This window comes from Arthrobacter sp. NPDC055585, assembly GCF_053619115.1.
In genome coordinates this window covers 448,080-463,100 of the sequence record NZ_JBSHIT010000001.1, presented here as the reverse complement: position 1 = coordinate 463,100, position 15,021 = coordinate 448,080, and the positions used below count along the sequence as shown (strand labels likewise).

The 15,021-nt window shown below is 66.8% G+C and carries 15 protein-coding genes; 4 read left to right on the top strand and 11 right to left on the bottom strand.

What is annotated here, in order from left to right:
• Positions 1 to 54: 54 nt before the first annotated feature.
• From ACWGQ2_RS01990 to ACWGQ2_RS01980, 3 genes are all read left to right on the top strand, one after another.
• Entirely contained in the window at positions 55 to 972 is a 918-nt protein-coding gene (locus ACWGQ2_RS01990; protein WP_452013801.1) for a DUF5996 family protein, read from the top strand.
• Between the two features lie 18 nt (positions 973 to 990).
• Entirely contained in the window at positions 991 to 1,788 is a 798-nt protein-coding gene (locus tag ACWGQ2_RS01985) for a nitrilase-related carbon-nitrogen hydrolase (protein ID WP_452013799.1), read from the top strand.
• Positions 1,789 to 1,867: 79 nt separating this feature from the next.
• Positions 1,868 to 2,323 (top strand): DUF3817 domain-containing protein, encoded by a 456-nt coding sequence (locus tag ACWGQ2_RS01980; RefSeq protein WP_452013797.1) that lies wholly within the window; start codon positions 1,868 to 1,870, stop codon positions 2,321 to 2,323.
• Positions 2,324 to 2,338: 15 nt separating this feature from the next.
• Here the strand turns inward: ACWGQ2_RS01980 and ACWGQ2_RS01975 are convergent, their stop codons facing one another.
• Genes ACWGQ2_RS01975 through ACWGQ2_RS01965 form a run of 3 tightly spaced genes read right to left on the bottom strand, consistent with a single transcriptional unit; the run spans position 2,339 to position 4,846 of the window.
• Positions 2,339 to 3,193, bottom strand: coding sequence for an SDR family oxidoreductase (locus tag ACWGQ2_RS01975; protein ID WP_452013795.1), 855 nt, complete (start codon positions 3,191 to 3,193; stop codon positions 2,339 to 2,341).
• A gap of 37 nt (positions 3,194 to 3,230) precedes the next feature.
• The gene (locus tag ACWGQ2_RS01970) at positions 3,231 to 3,932 is read right to left on the bottom strand and encodes a type 1 glutamine amidotransferase domain-containing protein (protein ID WP_452013793.1); all 702 of its coding nucleotides are present in this window, start codon (positions 3,930 to 3,932) and stop codon (positions 3,231 to 3,233) included.
• Between the two features lie 47 nt (positions 3,933 to 3,979).
• A complete protein-coding gene (locus ACWGQ2_RS01965; RefSeq protein WP_452013791.1) occupies positions 3,980 to 4,846 on the bottom strand; it encodes an aldo/keto reductase in 867 nt (288 codons plus the stop codon).
• A 136-nt stretch (positions 4,847 to 4,982) separates the two neighbouring features.
• Here ACWGQ2_RS01965 and ACWGQ2_RS01960 point away from each other — a divergent pair, with 136 nt between their 5' ends.
• A complete protein-coding gene (locus tag ACWGQ2_RS01960; RefSeq protein WP_452013789.1) occupies positions 4,983 to 5,357 on the top strand; it encodes a VOC family protein in 375 nt (124 codons plus the stop codon).
• Positions 5,358 to 5,361: 4 nt separating this feature from the next.
• Here the strand turns inward: ACWGQ2_RS01960 and ACWGQ2_RS01955 are convergent, their stop codons facing one another.
• The 8 genes from ACWGQ2_RS01955 to ACWGQ2_RS01920 form a co-directional block, all read right to left on the bottom strand.
• Positions 5,362 to 6,114, bottom strand: coding sequence for a glucosamine-6-phosphate deaminase (locus ACWGQ2_RS01955; RefSeq protein WP_452014486.1), 753 nt, complete (start codon positions 6,112 to 6,114; stop codon positions 5,362 to 5,364).
• Positions 6,115 to 6,116: 2 nt separating this feature from the next.
• Complete coding sequence (locus tag ACWGQ2_RS01950; protein WP_452013787.1) at positions 6,117 to 7,160, bottom strand: amidohydrolase family protein; 1,044 nt, start codon at positions 7,158 to 7,160, stop codon at positions 6,117 to 6,119.
• 9 nt (positions 7,161 to 7,169) lie between these two features.
• A complete protein-coding gene (locus tag ACWGQ2_RS01945) occupies positions 7,170 to 8,111 on the bottom strand; it encodes a carbohydrate kinase family protein (protein ID WP_452013785.1) in 942 nt (313 codons plus the stop codon).
• A complete protein-coding gene (locus ACWGQ2_RS01940; protein ID WP_452013783.1) occupies positions 8,108 to 9,598 on the bottom strand; it encodes a lyase family protein in 1,491 nt (496 codons plus the stop codon). The genes ACWGQ2_RS01945 and ACWGQ2_RS01940 overlap by 4 nt, the downstream gene beginning before the upstream one ends.
• Position 9,599: 1 nt before the next feature.
• Positions 9,600 to 11,414 (bottom strand): ABC transporter permease, encoded by a 1,815-nt coding sequence (locus ACWGQ2_RS01935; protein ID WP_452013781.1) that lies wholly within the window; start codon positions 11,412 to 11,414, stop codon positions 9,600 to 9,602.
• The gene (locus ACWGQ2_RS01930; protein WP_452013779.1) at positions 11,411 to 12,499 is read right to left on the bottom strand and encodes an ABC transporter ATP-binding protein; all 1,089 of its coding nucleotides are present in this window, start codon (positions 12,497 to 12,499) and stop codon (positions 11,411 to 11,413) included. Before ACWGQ2_RS01930 ends, ACWGQ2_RS01935 begins: the two co-directional genes overlap by 4 nt.
• A 79-nt stretch (positions 12,500 to 12,578) precedes the next feature.
• The gene (locus ACWGQ2_RS01925) at positions 12,579 to 13,643 is read right to left on the bottom strand and encodes an extracellular solute-binding protein (RefSeq protein ID WP_452013777.1); all 1,065 of its coding nucleotides are present in this window, start codon (positions 13,641 to 13,643) and stop codon (positions 12,579 to 12,581) included.
• Between the two features lie 52 nt (positions 13,644 to 13,695).
• Positions 13,696 to 14,832 (bottom strand): ROK family transcriptional regulator, encoded by a 1,137-nt coding sequence (locus tag ACWGQ2_RS01920; protein WP_452013775.1) that lies wholly within the window; start codon positions 14,830 to 14,832, stop codon positions 13,696 to 13,698.
• Positions 14,833 to 15,021 lie beyond the last annotated feature (189 nt).

Here is a 15,021-nt window from a genome sequence, read left to right as displayed (position 1 = left end):
ATCCCGCCCCGCTGAGTGAACCCCGTTGACCGCCACCGAGCTGAGGCGATACCCATGGAAAAACGGATCCTGGACTACACCGATTGGCAGGACACGGCAGACACCCTGCACCTCTTCCTCCAGATGGCCGGCAAGGTCAAGATCGAGCGCAGCTACAAGCAACCTGAGTGGGGCCATGTGCGCATGCCGCTGACGATTGACGGGATCGGCACCGGAATCATCCCTGGCAACGGATCCAGCTTCGAGATCTACTTCAACCTGCGCCAGCACCACGTGGACGTCCAGAACACCGACGGCGGCAAATCCAGGATTCCCCTCGGCGACGGCCTGAGTGTGGCAGGCTTCCATTCCCAGCTGATGGCCGCGCTGGACTACATCGGGATGCCGACGGCGATCAACACCACGCCGCAGGAGTTCTATGACGAGACACCGTTCGATGAGGACACCAAGCACCATTCGTGGGACCGGCACGCCGTGGAGCTGTACCTGGAGAACCTGCACTTCGCCTACCGCAGCCTGTCCCGTTTCCTGGCGCCCTTCCGCGGCAAGGTGGATATGCCCGAGTTCTGGTTCGGAACCATGGACCTCTCCGGAACGGTGTTCGCCGGGCAGGCCGCCCCGTACAGCGGCACCGACGTGATCGGCGTGAACTGCTTCGATGAGAAGTTTGTGGAGTACGGGTTCTGGCCCGGGGATGTGAAGATGTCCAAGCCTGCCTTCTTTGGCATGCCGTATCCGTTCTTCTCCGGCATCGAGAGCTATGCCTCCATGCTGAAACCGGACCGTGCGGAGTTCCGGCCACAGATGAGTGAGTTCATCCTTACCCTGGAGGATGCCTTCTCCTATCCGGACCCGGAACAGGCGGTTGTGGACATGTGCCGCACTAGCTTTGAGATTGTGCAGCGGATGGACCGGTGGGCGGACCTGGAGTGGATCACCGAACCGCTCTCCTACCCCGCGGCACCGGCGTAGTACCGGAGGGGAGCGGAAATGGCCCGCACAGCGGTGCTTCAGGCTGCATCCCGGATGGGTGCCGCGGAAGAGAACCTGGCAGTGATCCGGAGGGCAGCCCTCCGCGCGGCAGAAGCCGGAGCAGACCTGCTGGTTACCCCCGAGCTCTTCGCCACCGGTTACGCTCCGGCCCTCGCGGCGGAGTCCGACGGCGCCGGGCTGCGGAAGCGGATCGCTGCCATTGCGGACGAGGAAGGCATCGGCGTCGTCGCCTCAACAGTGGAGGACGACGCCGGCACCCGCTTCATCGCTGCCTCGCTTTTTGATGAGACCGGCGCGGAGCGGCTGCGCTACCGCAAGGCCCACCTGTCCGGCGACGAGGAACACCGCATTTACACTCCCGGCGCCGGAGTGCCCCGCACCGCTTTCTTCCGCGGACTGCGGGTAGCCCTGGGCATCCGCTATGACATTGAGTTCCCCGAGTATGCCCGGGCCGCGGTGCGCGGCGGGGCAGACCTGCTGTGCATTCCGACGGCGGTTCCTGCCACCGGGGACGTCGGCGGACCGCAGCCCCTGCACACCTACAATGCCGAACGGATCTCAACCCTCCTGGTGCCTGCCCGGGCACTGGAGAACGGGGTCTATATTGCGTACGCAAACTACGCCGGCCCGGGTTTCACCGGTCACAGCGTTATTGCTTCGCCGTACGGCACCGTGCTCGCTGCCGCAGCCGGCGGGGAAGAACTGCTGCTGACGGACATCCATCCGGATGAGGTCCAGCGCGCCCGGCGGATCAACACCTATGCACAGGACATCCGGCCGGAGCTCTACCGGTAGGGAGGCCCACGGAATTAGGGCTGGCAGGGCCATGCTGACATAATGTTGGCAAACCCCCTTCGGAAGGCGGCCCTGCTCCATGACTCCCCGCAAACTGTTCACCACCCTGGCCTTCGCTGAGGCCGTGACGTGGACCCTGCTGATCGCGGCCCTGGTGGGCAAGTATGCGTTCGGCAACGAAGCTTTCACGCCGATTGCCGGCGGACTGCACGGCTTTGTGTTCCTGTCCTACGCTGCGGTGACGGTCTTCGTGTGGGTGAACCAGAAGTGGTCCGCTGCCACCGGTGTGCTGGGCGTTGCGCTCGCCGTCGTTCCCTGGGCCACCATTCCGTTCGAGAAGTCGCTGGATAAGCGCGGTCTGCTCGACGGCGGCTGGCGGCTGAGCCCGGGCGGCGAGGAGCCCAAGAACTTCGTGGACAAGGTGCAGGCCATGGTGCTGCGCCGTCCCGTTGCCGCTGCCCTGGTGGCGGTGGCCGGCGTCGCGGTTGTCTTTACGATCCTGCTCATCCTCGGCCCGCCCATTCCCAAGGGCTAAACCAGCTTGAGGATCCTAGCCGTGCCGTACGCCTGAACCGGCCAGCACCGCACGGTAGCCTTCCCGGAAGCTCGGGTAGGTGAAGGTGAATCCGGTGGAACGCAGGCGTGCGTTGGACAGGCGCCGGTTGCCGCCCCGGGTTGACCGGCCGGCTTCGCCCGGTGCCGGTGCGCTGCCCAGCTCCGTGCCCAGCTCGGCGGCCAGGAAGGACAGCACATCACGCTGTTCCACGGGTTCGTCGTCGACGCCCAGGTACAGCGGCGCCGGGTCGGCCGTGGCCGTAGTCAGGTGGACAATCGCGGCGGCGGCATCGTCCCGGTGGATCCGGTTGGTCAGCTGTCCCGGCCCGGGGTCAGCTGCCCCGGAGCGGACCTGGTCGATCAGCCGCGTGCGTCCGGGCCCGTAAATTCCCGCGAGCCGCAGGACTACCGCGTCGGGGCGGCGGGAATGCAGCAGGTCTTCGGCTTCGCGGATGACGGCGCCGGTCACCGACGCGGGTGCTGTAGGGGAGTCCTCATCCAGCCATCCGCCGCCGGCGTCCCCGTACACAGCGGTGGAGGACACAAAGAGGATCCGCCGCGGCCGCACGCCGTCGCGCTCCAAGGCGTTCAGAACGTTCGCCGTGCCGTCCACATACGCGGCCCGGTAGGCAGCTTCGGTGCGTTCCCGGGCGGCAGTTGAGATCACCACAATCTCGGTGCCGGCCGGAATGGCCGGCAGCTCCCCGGTCAGGTCGGCGCGCTGGCCGGTGAGGGGAGCAGGGATCTTTTCGGGGGAACGGCGCCAGCCGAGCACGGGAAAGCCGGCCGCGGCGAACCGCAGGCCGGCTTCCGTGCCCAGGTCGCCGCAGCCGGCAATCAGGACAGTCATGGCTTTACTCTGCCAGAGATTTGGCTGGGCCAGAGATTCAGTCGGGCAGTGAGGCGAGAACCTGCTGCGCCACGTCAACGCTGGACTGCGGGTTCTGGCCGGTGATGAGATTGCCGTCCGTCACGACGAAGCTTTCCCAGGCAGGGCCGGAGTCCACGATGGCACCCTTTTCGGCCAGAGCGTCAGCAACCATCCAGGGCGTGTTCTCCCCGGTGCCGCCGTTCAGCTCCTCTTCGTTGGTGAAGACCGTGAGCCGCCGTCCGGAGAACGCGAACCCGCCGTCGGGAGTCTCAGCGCTGAGCAGTGCCGCCGGGCCGTGGCAGAACGGTGCAATCAGCATGCCGGCGTCGTTTGCCGCGATGAGGATCCGGCCCATGTCCCAGTCGGTGGCCAGGTCCGCCATGGGGCCGTGCCCGCCCGGGATCACGACGGCGTCGTATTCCAAGGGCGCGACGTCGGCCAGCGCCATCGGCGAGTTCAGTTCCGGACGCAGTTCCTCCAGGTAGGACGCCAGGTGCGCGGCCTTTTCCTCACCGCCGGCCTGGTCCGGCTGCAGGCTGATCGCATCCACAGTCGGGGCCTTGGCGCCCGGGGTGGCGAAGGTGATGCGGTGGCCGGCTTCGGCCAGCGTGCGGTGCGCTTCAACCAGTTCCTCGGCCCAGAAGCCGGTGGGGTGTTCGGAGCCGTCCTTCATGGTGAGGGAATCGGCGGCGGAGACAACCATCAGGATGTTGTTCATGGAGGGTCCTTCCATTGGAGATGCGGAGAAAAGAGCGGGGAGCGCGGCTAGCGGGCGGCGGCGTCGATGGCTTCGAACGTCGCGTCGTCGAGCACCAGGTCCCGGGCACCGAGGTTTTCCTCGAGGTGGGCGACGGAGCCGGTGCCCGGAATGGGCATCATGACCGGTGAACGCTTCAGAAGCCATGCCAGGGCAACCTGGGAAGTGGTGGCGCCGAGCTTTTTGGCTGCTTCGTCCAGCACGCCTCCGGGCTTGGCGAGTTCCCCGGCGGAGATCGGAGCCCACGGGATGAAGCCGATTCCGTTGGCGGTAGCGTACTCGAGCACGTCTTCGGAAGAACGGTCCGTGAGGTTGTATCGGTTCTGCACGGTGGAGACGGTGAAGTACTCCTCGGCTTCCTTCAGCTGCTCCAGGCTGACCTGGGACAGACCCAGTGCCTTGACCTTGCCTTCCTTCTGCAGCTCACTGAGGACACCGAACTGCTCAGCGGCATCAACGGTGGGGTCGATGCGGTGCAGCTGGAACAGGTCCAGGGAATCCACGCGGAGCTTGCGCAGGCTCAGCTCGGCCTGCTGGCGCAGGTATTCGGGACGGCCCAGCGGGATCCACTCGTCCGGTCCGGTGCGCACAAACCCGGCCTTGGTGGCGATCCGGACGCCGTCCGGGTAGGGGTAGAGCGCTTCGGCGATGATCTCTTCGCTGATGTTCGGGCCATAGGAGTCTGCGGTGTCAATGAAGTCCACACCGAGCTCGACGGCGCGGCGCACCACCTCGACGGCGGTGCCGCGGCTTTCCGGCTCACCCCAGACACCGGGGCCGACAATGCGCATGGCCCCGAAGCCGAGGCGCTTGACCACGCCGAGGTCCTTGAGGTCGATGGTCGCGGACAGGGTGTTTTCAGTCTGCTCAGTCATGTAGGGGTACAACCCAATACTAAGCAGGCTTATTCCACCGGGGCCGTGTTTGTGCCGGGGGACCGCAGGGCAATGCGGACCAAAGCTGTCCGCCCGGGTGTTTTTCCGGCTTCCCGCCGGGCGTACGGTCCTGCGTATGGACTGGAAAATAGAACTCGTGCCCGTGCCGGTGTCCAATGTTGACGCCTCGAAGCATTTCTACGTCGACCAGGTGGGCTTCACCGCCGACCATGATCACCGGGTGGATGAAACCCTCCGTTTTGTGCAGCTGACGCCTCCGGGATCGGCCTGCTCCGTGGTGATCGGGGACGGCACCACGGATATGGTTCCCGGCTCCCAGCGGATCCAGATCGTGGTGCCCAGCGCTGCCGATGCGCGGCAGCACCTGCTCGACGGCGGTGTGCAGGCCAGCGATGTGACTCCGCTGGAGTGGGGAACGTTCGTCTACTTCAGCGATCCGGACGGCAACCAGTGGTCGCTGCAGGAGATGCCGGCGATCAGCCCGATCTAGCCGTCTACCGCGCCGCGGAAGATCCTCCGGCTAACTGGATTTCCGGAAGCCGGGATGCAGCGCCGTCGGCGAGGACCACTGTGACGTCCGGATGCAGCTGCAGGACTGATGCCGGAACATCCGGTGTCACCGGACCGGTCAGGGCTGCGGCGACGGCATCCGCCTTGGCTGCCCCGGAAGCGATGAGGACCAGCGCACGTGCCTCCCGGATGGTTCCCAGCCCCTGGGTCAGCGCGTGCGTCGGCACGTCATCCAGTGAGGGGAAGAACCGGGCATTGGCCTCGCGGGTGCTGGCTGCCAGCTCGACTACCCGCGTGCGGGAATCCAGTGCCGACCCCGGCTCGTTGAAGGCCAGGTGACCGTTGCTGCCAATGCCAAGGATCTGGACGTCGATACCGCCGGCGGCACGGATCAGGGACTCGTACTCTGCGGCGGCGGACTCGGGATCAGGGGCGCCGCCATCCGGCACAGACACAGCCGCAGGATCCAGGCCCAGCGGATCAATGACTTCCCGCCGAACCACCTCGCGGTAGCTCTCCGGATGTCCCGGCGGCAGGCCGAGATATTCGTCCAGCGCGAATCCGCGCAGCGGCGGCAGATCCCGTGCCCGGCGTGCCAGTTCTTCGTAGAGGGGCAGCGGCGAGGAGCCGGTGGCAATGCCGAGCACCGGATTCGGCCGTGCAGCCAGGCGGTCCAGGACAGCATCTGCTGCGGCAATCCCCAGGTCCCGGCCAGACGCGGCAGTCAGCACCCGCAGGCTCATGCCCCGGCTCCTTCCAGGGACAGCGAGCGGGCCAGCACGGGATCCGCGGGCGCCCAGTCGGAGAGTCCCAGCAGGCCGGCGGCATTGGCGCCGAAGATTTTCTGCACGTCAGGGGCCGGCATGCCTATTTCCCAGCAGATCCGCAGCTGGTCCACCAGGTAGCGCCGGGCATAGCCCCGGGGGAACCAGGACGAATCCGTGCCAAAGACTATCCGTTCCGGTCCATGCGTTTCGTAGAACCGGCGGAAGAGGTCCTCCAGCGTCAGTTTCTGGGCCATAAACCGCACCCACTGGTTAGAGCCGGAGGTGTCCACCAGCACGTTGGGGCAGGCCCACATCAGGAACAGCACCTGCTGAACGTGCTGGATCCCAAAATGCGGGATCACAAACGTCACGTCCGGGTGCCGTTTGGCCACGGCCTCCAGCCAGGCCGGTTCGATCATGGCGTTGTGCGCTATGCCGCCGGCCGAACCGCAGTGGCCAAAGTGGATGAGCACAGGGACCTGGTATTCCGCGGCGACCCGCCAGAGCGGATCCGCTGCGGGGTCATCAATCCGGGAGGACATCAGCGGGGCAAAGAGCTTAAGCCCGCGCAGCCCGGAGTCCCGGACCGCACGCCGGAAGTCATCCACGGCTCCGGGCGCAAAGGGATCTGCCATGGCTGCCAGGCCGAGGAAACGCCCGGCGCCATGCTCCACCAGCGCAGCCATTTCCGTGTTTCCGCCGGCGGTGACGAATGCCGCGTGCTCAATATGGTGCTGGTCCAGCTCGGTGATCCAGCGGTCAGCTTCCGCCTCCCAGCCGGCATCCTGTTCTGTGTTTTCCGGGTCAGCGAAGTCCCAGCTGCGCCGCCACTGGGCTGACATGCCGGCCACCTTCGCGGCGCGTTCTGCGGCGGCAGCGCTGGATTCCTCGCAGGCGAACTGGCCGCCGGACAGGGACCGGGTCAGCGGGTCGAACGGCATCCGGAAATGCAGGTGGAAATCGATGATGGAGATGCCCTGCACCACAGGGCGGTTACCGATTCGGGAGACGTGCACGGGTTCCTCCTACAGGGACAGAGGCTGGGGTTCGGACAGCACGACGGCGCCGCGCTGTTCGGGCGCGGTGGCCACCAGGTCAGTGGCGTAGCTGACGGCGGCGGCCAGCGCCTGCGCGGGTGAGTCCCGGCGGGCGAGGCAGGCCAGGAACGCGGCATTGAACCCGTCTCCGGCGCCGGTGCTGTCCACCGGTGTTACCGGGCGGGCGGCAGTGTGCAGCCAGGTTCCGTCCGGCAGGGCCAGCCCGGCGCCTCCGGCACCAAGTTTGGCGGCCACCATGGTTGAGGTCTGCGCTGCGAGCTGCAGGGCGGCGGCCTGCGCATCCGGGTTGCCGGTGAGCCCGGTGAGCTCGTCGCTGTTCGGCAGGAACAGGTCCACGGAGCCGAGTACGCTGCGGACTTCCTCCCGCACGTCTTCGGTCCAGTCTTCAGCGGGCCATCCGGTGTCCAGCACGGTGAGCGCGCCGTTTGCACGGGCTGCGGCGAACAGCCCGTGTGCTGCGGCGCCGCGCAGCTTGGGCAGCAGGAAGTAACCGGCCAGCACTACGGTGCCGGCGCGGAGAGCGGCAGCCGGAACGTCCTGCGGGGTCAGTTCCGCCATGGCACCCAGCGAGGAGAGAAAGGCACGGTCCCGTCCCGGAGCCTCAACTGCAACGGTGATGCCGCTGGGCAGCCCGGTGTCCCGCACGAGGACCGCCTCCAGCCCGGGCAGGGCGAGTTCCTGTTCCACCAGCCGGGTCGAGGCGTCTTCGCCGACCTTGCTGACCAGGATGGTTCCCAGGCCGAGCCCGGCACAGCGTACCGCCAGGTTCCCGGCAGATCCGCCCAGACGGATGTCGATGCCCGGCACGATGGCCTCGGTTCCCGGGGCGGGCAGCGCCGCTGCACCGGAAACCATGATGTCCAGGTTGGTGTTTCCTACAACGGTGATGGTGGCCTGGGCACCGCTCATGCCGCGGCCGCCAGGGCCCGTGCGCGTTCCAGCAGGGCAGCGCGTGCGGCATCGATGCCGGTGCGGAGCTCGGCGGCACGGACCGCCAGGATCCGGGCCGCTTCAGCTGCGCCGTCGGCGGTTGCGGTGACCGCTTTGATGCCGGGGCTGCCTGCCTGCGGGCGGTCCAGGATGCGAGCCGGATCGGTTCCGGCGGCGAGCACCAGATCGGTCAGGTCCGTGCTGATGTTCCCCGCGGCGAGGGCCTGCTCCACCTGCTCCCGTGACCACGCTGTAGGGTCAGCAGACTTGAACAGCCGCCCCACGACGTCGTGCGCTCCGCGCCAGGGCACACCGGCGACGGCCAGCGCCTCGGCCACGGAGGTGGTGGTGGCGCCTGATCGGACGATCTCCGCCTTGTCCGGCAGCCGCAGTACGGTGAATTCACCCAGCAAGCCGTCCAGCATCCGCACGAACCGGATCACCCGGTCCGAGGCGCGCCAGAGGTGCTTCTGCACGTCGGTGGTGGCGTTGTTGGAGTCCTCGTACCAGCCGGAGTTGATGTTCGCGTAGGTGGCGGACATGTCCGCGGCGGCGGCACCGGCCATGGAGACCATGTGCTCCAGGACAACCGGGTTCTTCTTCTGCGGCATGATCGAGGAGCCCTGGGTGTAGGCATCCGGGGTGGCGACCCAGCCGAAGGTCATCCATTCCAGCAGCACGCGGGAGAACCGCGCGCCGGTGGCGCAAATCCGGGCCTGCGCGGCGGCCAGGCGCATAAAGTGCTCCGCACCGGCCACCGCCTCATAGCTTGAGGTGAACGTTGAATCGAAGCCCAACAGGTCAGCAACCGTCTGCGGGTTGATCGGCACATCGGACCCGGTGAAGGCCGCTGACCCCAGCGGGGAGACGTTCATTTCGGCGTAGATGTCCAGCAGCTCCCGTCCCTGGCTCAACAGGGCTTCGGCCAGGCCCCCCAGAACATGGCCGATGGTGGTGGGCTGGGCAGGGCGGCGGTGTGTGAAGCCGATGATCAGTGCGTCGGAATGCCGGCGGGCCAGTTCAGCGGCGTCCGCTGCGGCCTGGAGGACCAGATCCGCCTGGTCGAGGATCTGGCGCCGGAGCACCATCCGGAACGCCCCGGCATCGAGGTCGTTGCGGCTGCGGGCCAGCTGGACGTCCAGCTCCGAGGTGGAGATGCCGCAGGCAGCGGCGAGCTGCTGCTCCATGAAGTAGTAGGGATCCTCCACGGAACCGTCGAAGCTGTATTCCTGGCTGCCGTCGCTGATCCGCTCCCACAGGGCCAGCAGGCCCTTTTCGAGCCGGGCGGAACGTTCGCGCGGAAGAATTCCTTCGTCGTCGAGCATCCAGACGTGCGCCAGAGAGGCTTCCACCATGGGCGGATAGATGTTGGCGGCCGCTTCTTCAAAGGCATCGCGCAGGTGGTTGTCCCAGTAGACGGACAGATCGGGACGGTCGGTCAGGGAAGGGCGGGCGGGGGTAGTCATGCTATTTCACCGGCTTCAGGTCGGGGGCGGCGGACGAAGGAATCGGCAGCGGAGTGGCCGTGGGAGGCATGGGTCCAACCAGCGGAGTCTCCACGGTGGGACGACGGCGGCGGCGCAGCATCTTCGCGATGCCACCGCTGCCGGGGTTCTCCAGCCGCTGGGAGATGATCAGGACAATCAGGATCAGGCCCATCTGCAGGGTGCCGTAGGCGGCGGCTGTGCCGAATTCGTTGGAGTAGATCCGGTTGTAGATCTCCACAGACAGCGGCGCGAAACGTGCCGGGTAGATCACTACGGAGGCCACGTACTCACCGAAGCCCTGGATAAAGGCCATCAGGGCTCCGGCGAGGATGCCGCGGTACATCAGCGGAACCGTCACGGTGCGCAGCACGCGCCAGTGTCCGGCACCGAGGTTGCGAGCAGCTTCCTCAACGGAGGGATCGATCTGGGCCAGCGCGGCGTTGGCCGAGCGGAAGACCAGTGGCAGGAACCGCACAAAGTAGGCGACCGGAAGGATCCACAGCGAACCGATCAGGACCTGGCCCAGGTTGAAGGGGGAAGGACTGGCGAAAGCGGTCACCAGGTTGACGCCGACGACGGTGCCGGGCAGCGCCCAAGGAATCATGACCATCACATCCAGCAGTCCCTTGCCCGGGCCCTTCCACCGGGTGACTACCCAGGAGGCAATGACGCCGACCACGGTGCACGCGATCATGGCGATGAACGCCATTTGGCTGCTGACCAGGATCGGGCGCAGGGTCGCCGGGTCGGTGAAGATCCGGGAGAAGTTGCCCAATGTGTACTGGCTGGGCAGGATCTGCACGGTCCAGGAGCCGTCCACGGTGAAGGCCAGCAGCACGATCACGGCTGCCGGTGCCATGAGAATCAGGACCAGGACGGCGGAGCCCAACCCGGCGCCGAGGCGGGGGAGAGTTCCGTGGATGACCTTCACGGCCTGCGGAGTGCCCTTTGAAGCACTGCGGTGCACCCGCCGGTTCTGGTACCAGCGCATTGCCAGCAGGAAGAGGATGGAGACGATGGACAGCACGGTGGACTGGGCAGCCGCGAGTTCGTAGGCGCCGGAGGTCCGGGAAGCGACGATCTGCATGGTCAGGGTCTGCACGTTGTAGAACTGCGGTGCGGTGAAGGAAGCCATGGAGACCATAAAGGTCAGCAGGGCGCCGGAGACCAGGGCCGGAGTCAGCATGGGCAGCAGCACCGTGCGCCACATGGTGAAGCGGCTGGCACCCAGGTTCAGGGCAGCTTCTTCCATGGAGGCGTCGGAACCGGCCAGGCCGGAGGAGACCGCCAGATAGAAGTACGGGTACATGGTCATGGTGTGGACCAAGAGCACACCCAGGACGCCGTTGGCGGAGACTGCTCCCGGGTCGGCGCCGAAGTACTGTGCCAGGAAGCGCGGCAGGATCCCGCTTTCGGCGTACAGGAAGTAGAAGGAGACAGCGCCGATCAGCGGCGGCAGCGCCATGGGCAGCATCGCGAACAGGCGCAGCACGTTGCGGCCGGGGAAGTCGAAGCGGGTCAGCAGCACGGCCAGCGCCGTGCCGATGATGCCGGTGGTGATCACGGAGATCACGGAGATGCCAACGGACAGGCCCAGGGCGCGGCCGGAGTTTCCGCCGAAGAAGCCGCTGTAGTTGCCTACTCCGCCGTCGATGCTGGTGCGCGCCGTGGCGAACATCGGAATGACGATGTAAATCAGCAGGACCAGGGCCAGCGGAATGGCCAGCCAGTAGATGAACCGGTCCGAGGACGTGGTTCCGCTGCGGTTCCGCAGTCTTGCGGCGAGGCCGGTCACGGGGCTACCAGCCAGACCCGGTCCGGATGCGGGAACAGGGTGACCCTGTCCCCGGGCTGCGCCCGGTCCTCGGAATCGGGGACGGAGACCACCAGTTCCTTGCCGTTCCAGTCGACTTCGTAGACGTTCACGGCACCGGTGAATTCAGCTGTCTTGACCGTGCCGCGGAGGGTGCCCGGACGGCTCTCGCCGCCGGCGTCCGTGTGCATGGTGAACGATTCCGGGCGCAGGCTTACTGCGGCGGTGTCGCCTGCGGCAGCGTTGCCGGAGACTGTGCCGGCTACCCGCGGGGCGCGCAGCACCGAACCGTCGGCCAGCTTAAGGTGCACGGAGTCGGAGCCTGTCTCCAGCACCGTGCACTCCAGCACGTTGGAGCGGCCGATGAACCGGGCCACGAAGGACGTGGCCGGACGGTGGTAGACCTCCCGCGGAGGAGCAACCTGGTGCAGCCTGCCGGATTCAAGGATAGCCACGCGGTCGCTCATGGCCATGGCCTCGGCCTGATCGTGGGTGACGTAGATGCTGGTGATGCCGGCAGCTTTCTGGGTGCCGCGGATTTCCGCGCGGGTCTCCTCGCGGAGCTTCGCATCCAGGTTGGAGAGCGGCTCGTCCAGGAGCAGGACCGAGGGCTGGATGACCAGGGCCCGGGCCAGTGCAACACGCTGCTGCTGTCCGCCGGAGAGCATGTCGATGCGGCGGTCTGCGTAGCCTTCGAGGCCAACCTGCTGCAGTGCGCGGTCCACCCGCTTGTTCTTTTCAGCCCGTGCGGTGCGGCGGACGCTGAGGCCGTAGCCCACGTTGGCCCGTACGGTCATGTGGGGGAACAGGGCGTAGTTCTGGAAGACCATTCCGGTGTCACGGCGGTTGGGCGCGGTATTCGTGACGTCGCGGTCGTTGAAGAGGATCCGCCCGCGGGAGGGCTGGATGAAGCCCGCAACCATGCGCAGGGTGGTCGATTTGCCGCACCCGGACGGACCCAGAAGGGTGAAGAACTCTCCGTCTTCGATGGTGAGGTTGAGGTCTGCCACTGAAGGCGCGGCACCAGCGTACCGTTTTTCAATCGATTCGAGGAGGACTCGTGTCATGGCTGCTCTCCGCAGGTAGGGGGTTGGAAGGTTCAGGAGGTGGCCGGCGCACCCGGCGCCGGCCACCTTCGCGGGCTGGCTAGCCCTTGCCCTTGATGTTCTCGGCCCAGTAACCGATCCACTCGGATTCGTTCTGGCCAATGCGGTCCCAGTCAACGTCCATTTCCACCAGGTCCAGCTCGGCCAGCCAGGCCGGGGTCTCGGTCATCTCGATCGAGGGGATCTGGTAGTAGGTCTCGGAGAGGTCCTTCTGGGTCTCTTCGCTGAAGAGGAACTCGAGGAACGCATCAGCGGCTTCGCTGGAGGGTCCGTTCTTGATCTTGGCCACGCCGTCCACCAGCATCGGGGCACCGGACTCCGGGATCACCGGGGTGTAGGGGGCGTTCTGGTTTTCGATCTGCAGCATGACGTCCTGCAGGTTCCAGGCGCTGGCTGCGGCTTCCTGGCGGGTCACGCGCAGGTACAGGTCGGTCGGGTTGGCCGCGTAGACCTTGGTGTTGGCGTCGAGCTTGCGCAGCCAGTCGTAGCCTGCCTCCGGTGAGCCGGCGGCGTCGTACTGGCGGTCGATCATGGCTGCGTAGATGCTGCGCATGGTTCCGGAGGCCTCGACGTCGCGGATGGCCAGCTTGTCCGCCATCTCCGGAGCAATCAGGTCGTCCCAGTCCTTGGGCGCTTCTGCTTCGCTGAGCATGTCGTGGTTGTAGAAGATCACCTCAGCCAGCTGCATTTCGCCCACCCAGAGTCCGCTCGGGTCGCGCAGGTCCTCCGGAACGGCGTCAATCACGGCTTCCGGTGCGGCTGCAAGGATGTCATCGCCCGCGGCCTGCTTCATCTGCTGGCCGGTGCCGCCCCACCAGATGTCACCCTGCGGGTTGGCCTTCTCGGCGCGGATGCGCTCCAGTGCCTCCTGGGCGCCGAGGGTGAGGATCTCCACCTTGCCGGCGTAGTCCGGGTTGGCTGCCTCGAAGTCCGCCACGACAGCTTCGGCGAGGCCCTTGTCCCGGGCGGTGTAGATGGTGAGGGTGCCGCCGTCGGACCCCTCGGCGCCGGAGGACGAATCGTCCAGGCCGCAGGATGAGAGAGCGAGCATCAGCGCGAGGCCGCCGGCAACAGCGCCGAGCGGTTTGCGGAAAGTGCGGTTCATGTACTTCTCCTAGGGTTTGGGTGGTGCGCGGTGATCTGTGGGTGCCGGCGGCTTAGCCGCCGGGTGTAATGAGGGCAGAGGGATCTTCCAGGACACGTGCTACGGCGCCGTGGAGGATGCCGGACGCGCCCAGCGAAGCGAAGGCGACCTCCGGGGCCGACGGCGCGGCGGCGCGGATCCGGTTGGCCAGTGCGGTGCGTGCCGGGCTGTCCAGCCCGACGGCGTCTCCGGAGAACACAACGAGCGCAGGGTTCAGGACACAGGCACAGACGACGGCGGCCCAGGCCCAGGCGTCCAGGACGTCGTCGCGCAGGGTCCGGGTCCGTTCGTCAGCGCACATGCGGGCAATGACGCCGCCGTCGGCGTCGAGCCCTGCGGACTGGGCAGCCGCGGCGATGGCCGGTGTGCTCCAGGCCGCCTCGAAGGGGCCGCGGTTGCCGTGGGGGAGCGGGCGCGGTGCCACCGGAAGGAAGCCGACCTCGCCGGCGGACCGGGTGGCGCCGTGGAGGAGTCTGCCGCCGCTGAGGATGGTAGCGCCGACGCCTTCGGCAACATGGATCAGCACCAGGTCATCCACACCGGCGGCAGCACCGGCGCTGCGCTCGCCAAGGGCCACTAGGTTCACATCGTTTTCGAGGGTCACCTGAAGTCCGGTGCGGCGCTGCAGTTCCCCGGCCAGTTCGGAGCCGTTTGCGGCGGCAAAATCGGGAGCCAGGCTCACTGTGCCGTCATTGCCGACGACGCCGGGCAGGGCCAGGACGAGCCGGGACGGCCGGCGGGGGGCCGCGGCGGTGAGTTCGGATACCGCCTGGGCGGTGGACGCCACCGGATCTTCCGTGTCGAACACGGACTCGCGGGTTTCCAGCACGTTGGCGTCCAGGTCCACCAGGCTGGCACGGACACTTCCGCGGCAGATTTCGGCAACCACCAGGACTACCGCCGAGCGGTCGATTTCCATGAGGGTTCGGCGCCGTCCGCCGGTGGATTCGCGCTGGCCGACCTCATGGAGATAACCCAGTTCCTGCAGTTCATGCACGATTCCGGTCACGGTGGAGGGGCTGTAGCCCGTGGCTGCGGCCAGGTCGGTGCGGGAGATGGGGCCCTGGGACAGGAGGGCTCCCACGACGGATTCCACCCGGATCCGCCGGAGTTCCCGGCGGCCAGTTGGTGCATGTGAGGTGGATGACATTCTTACTTTATACGGTGAAGAAAGTAAGATTGCAAGGCCTTTTTCCTCCCTGACATGCGGTTGTTCCAGAGCAGGGCTGCGACGACACCTGCTCTGACCATGAACCGGAACGTGCTGCAGCTGCTCCGTAGGGACGCCGGAGGGGGCCGTCCGGGCAGGACATATGTCGCGGTCCGGCTGCGTCACGGC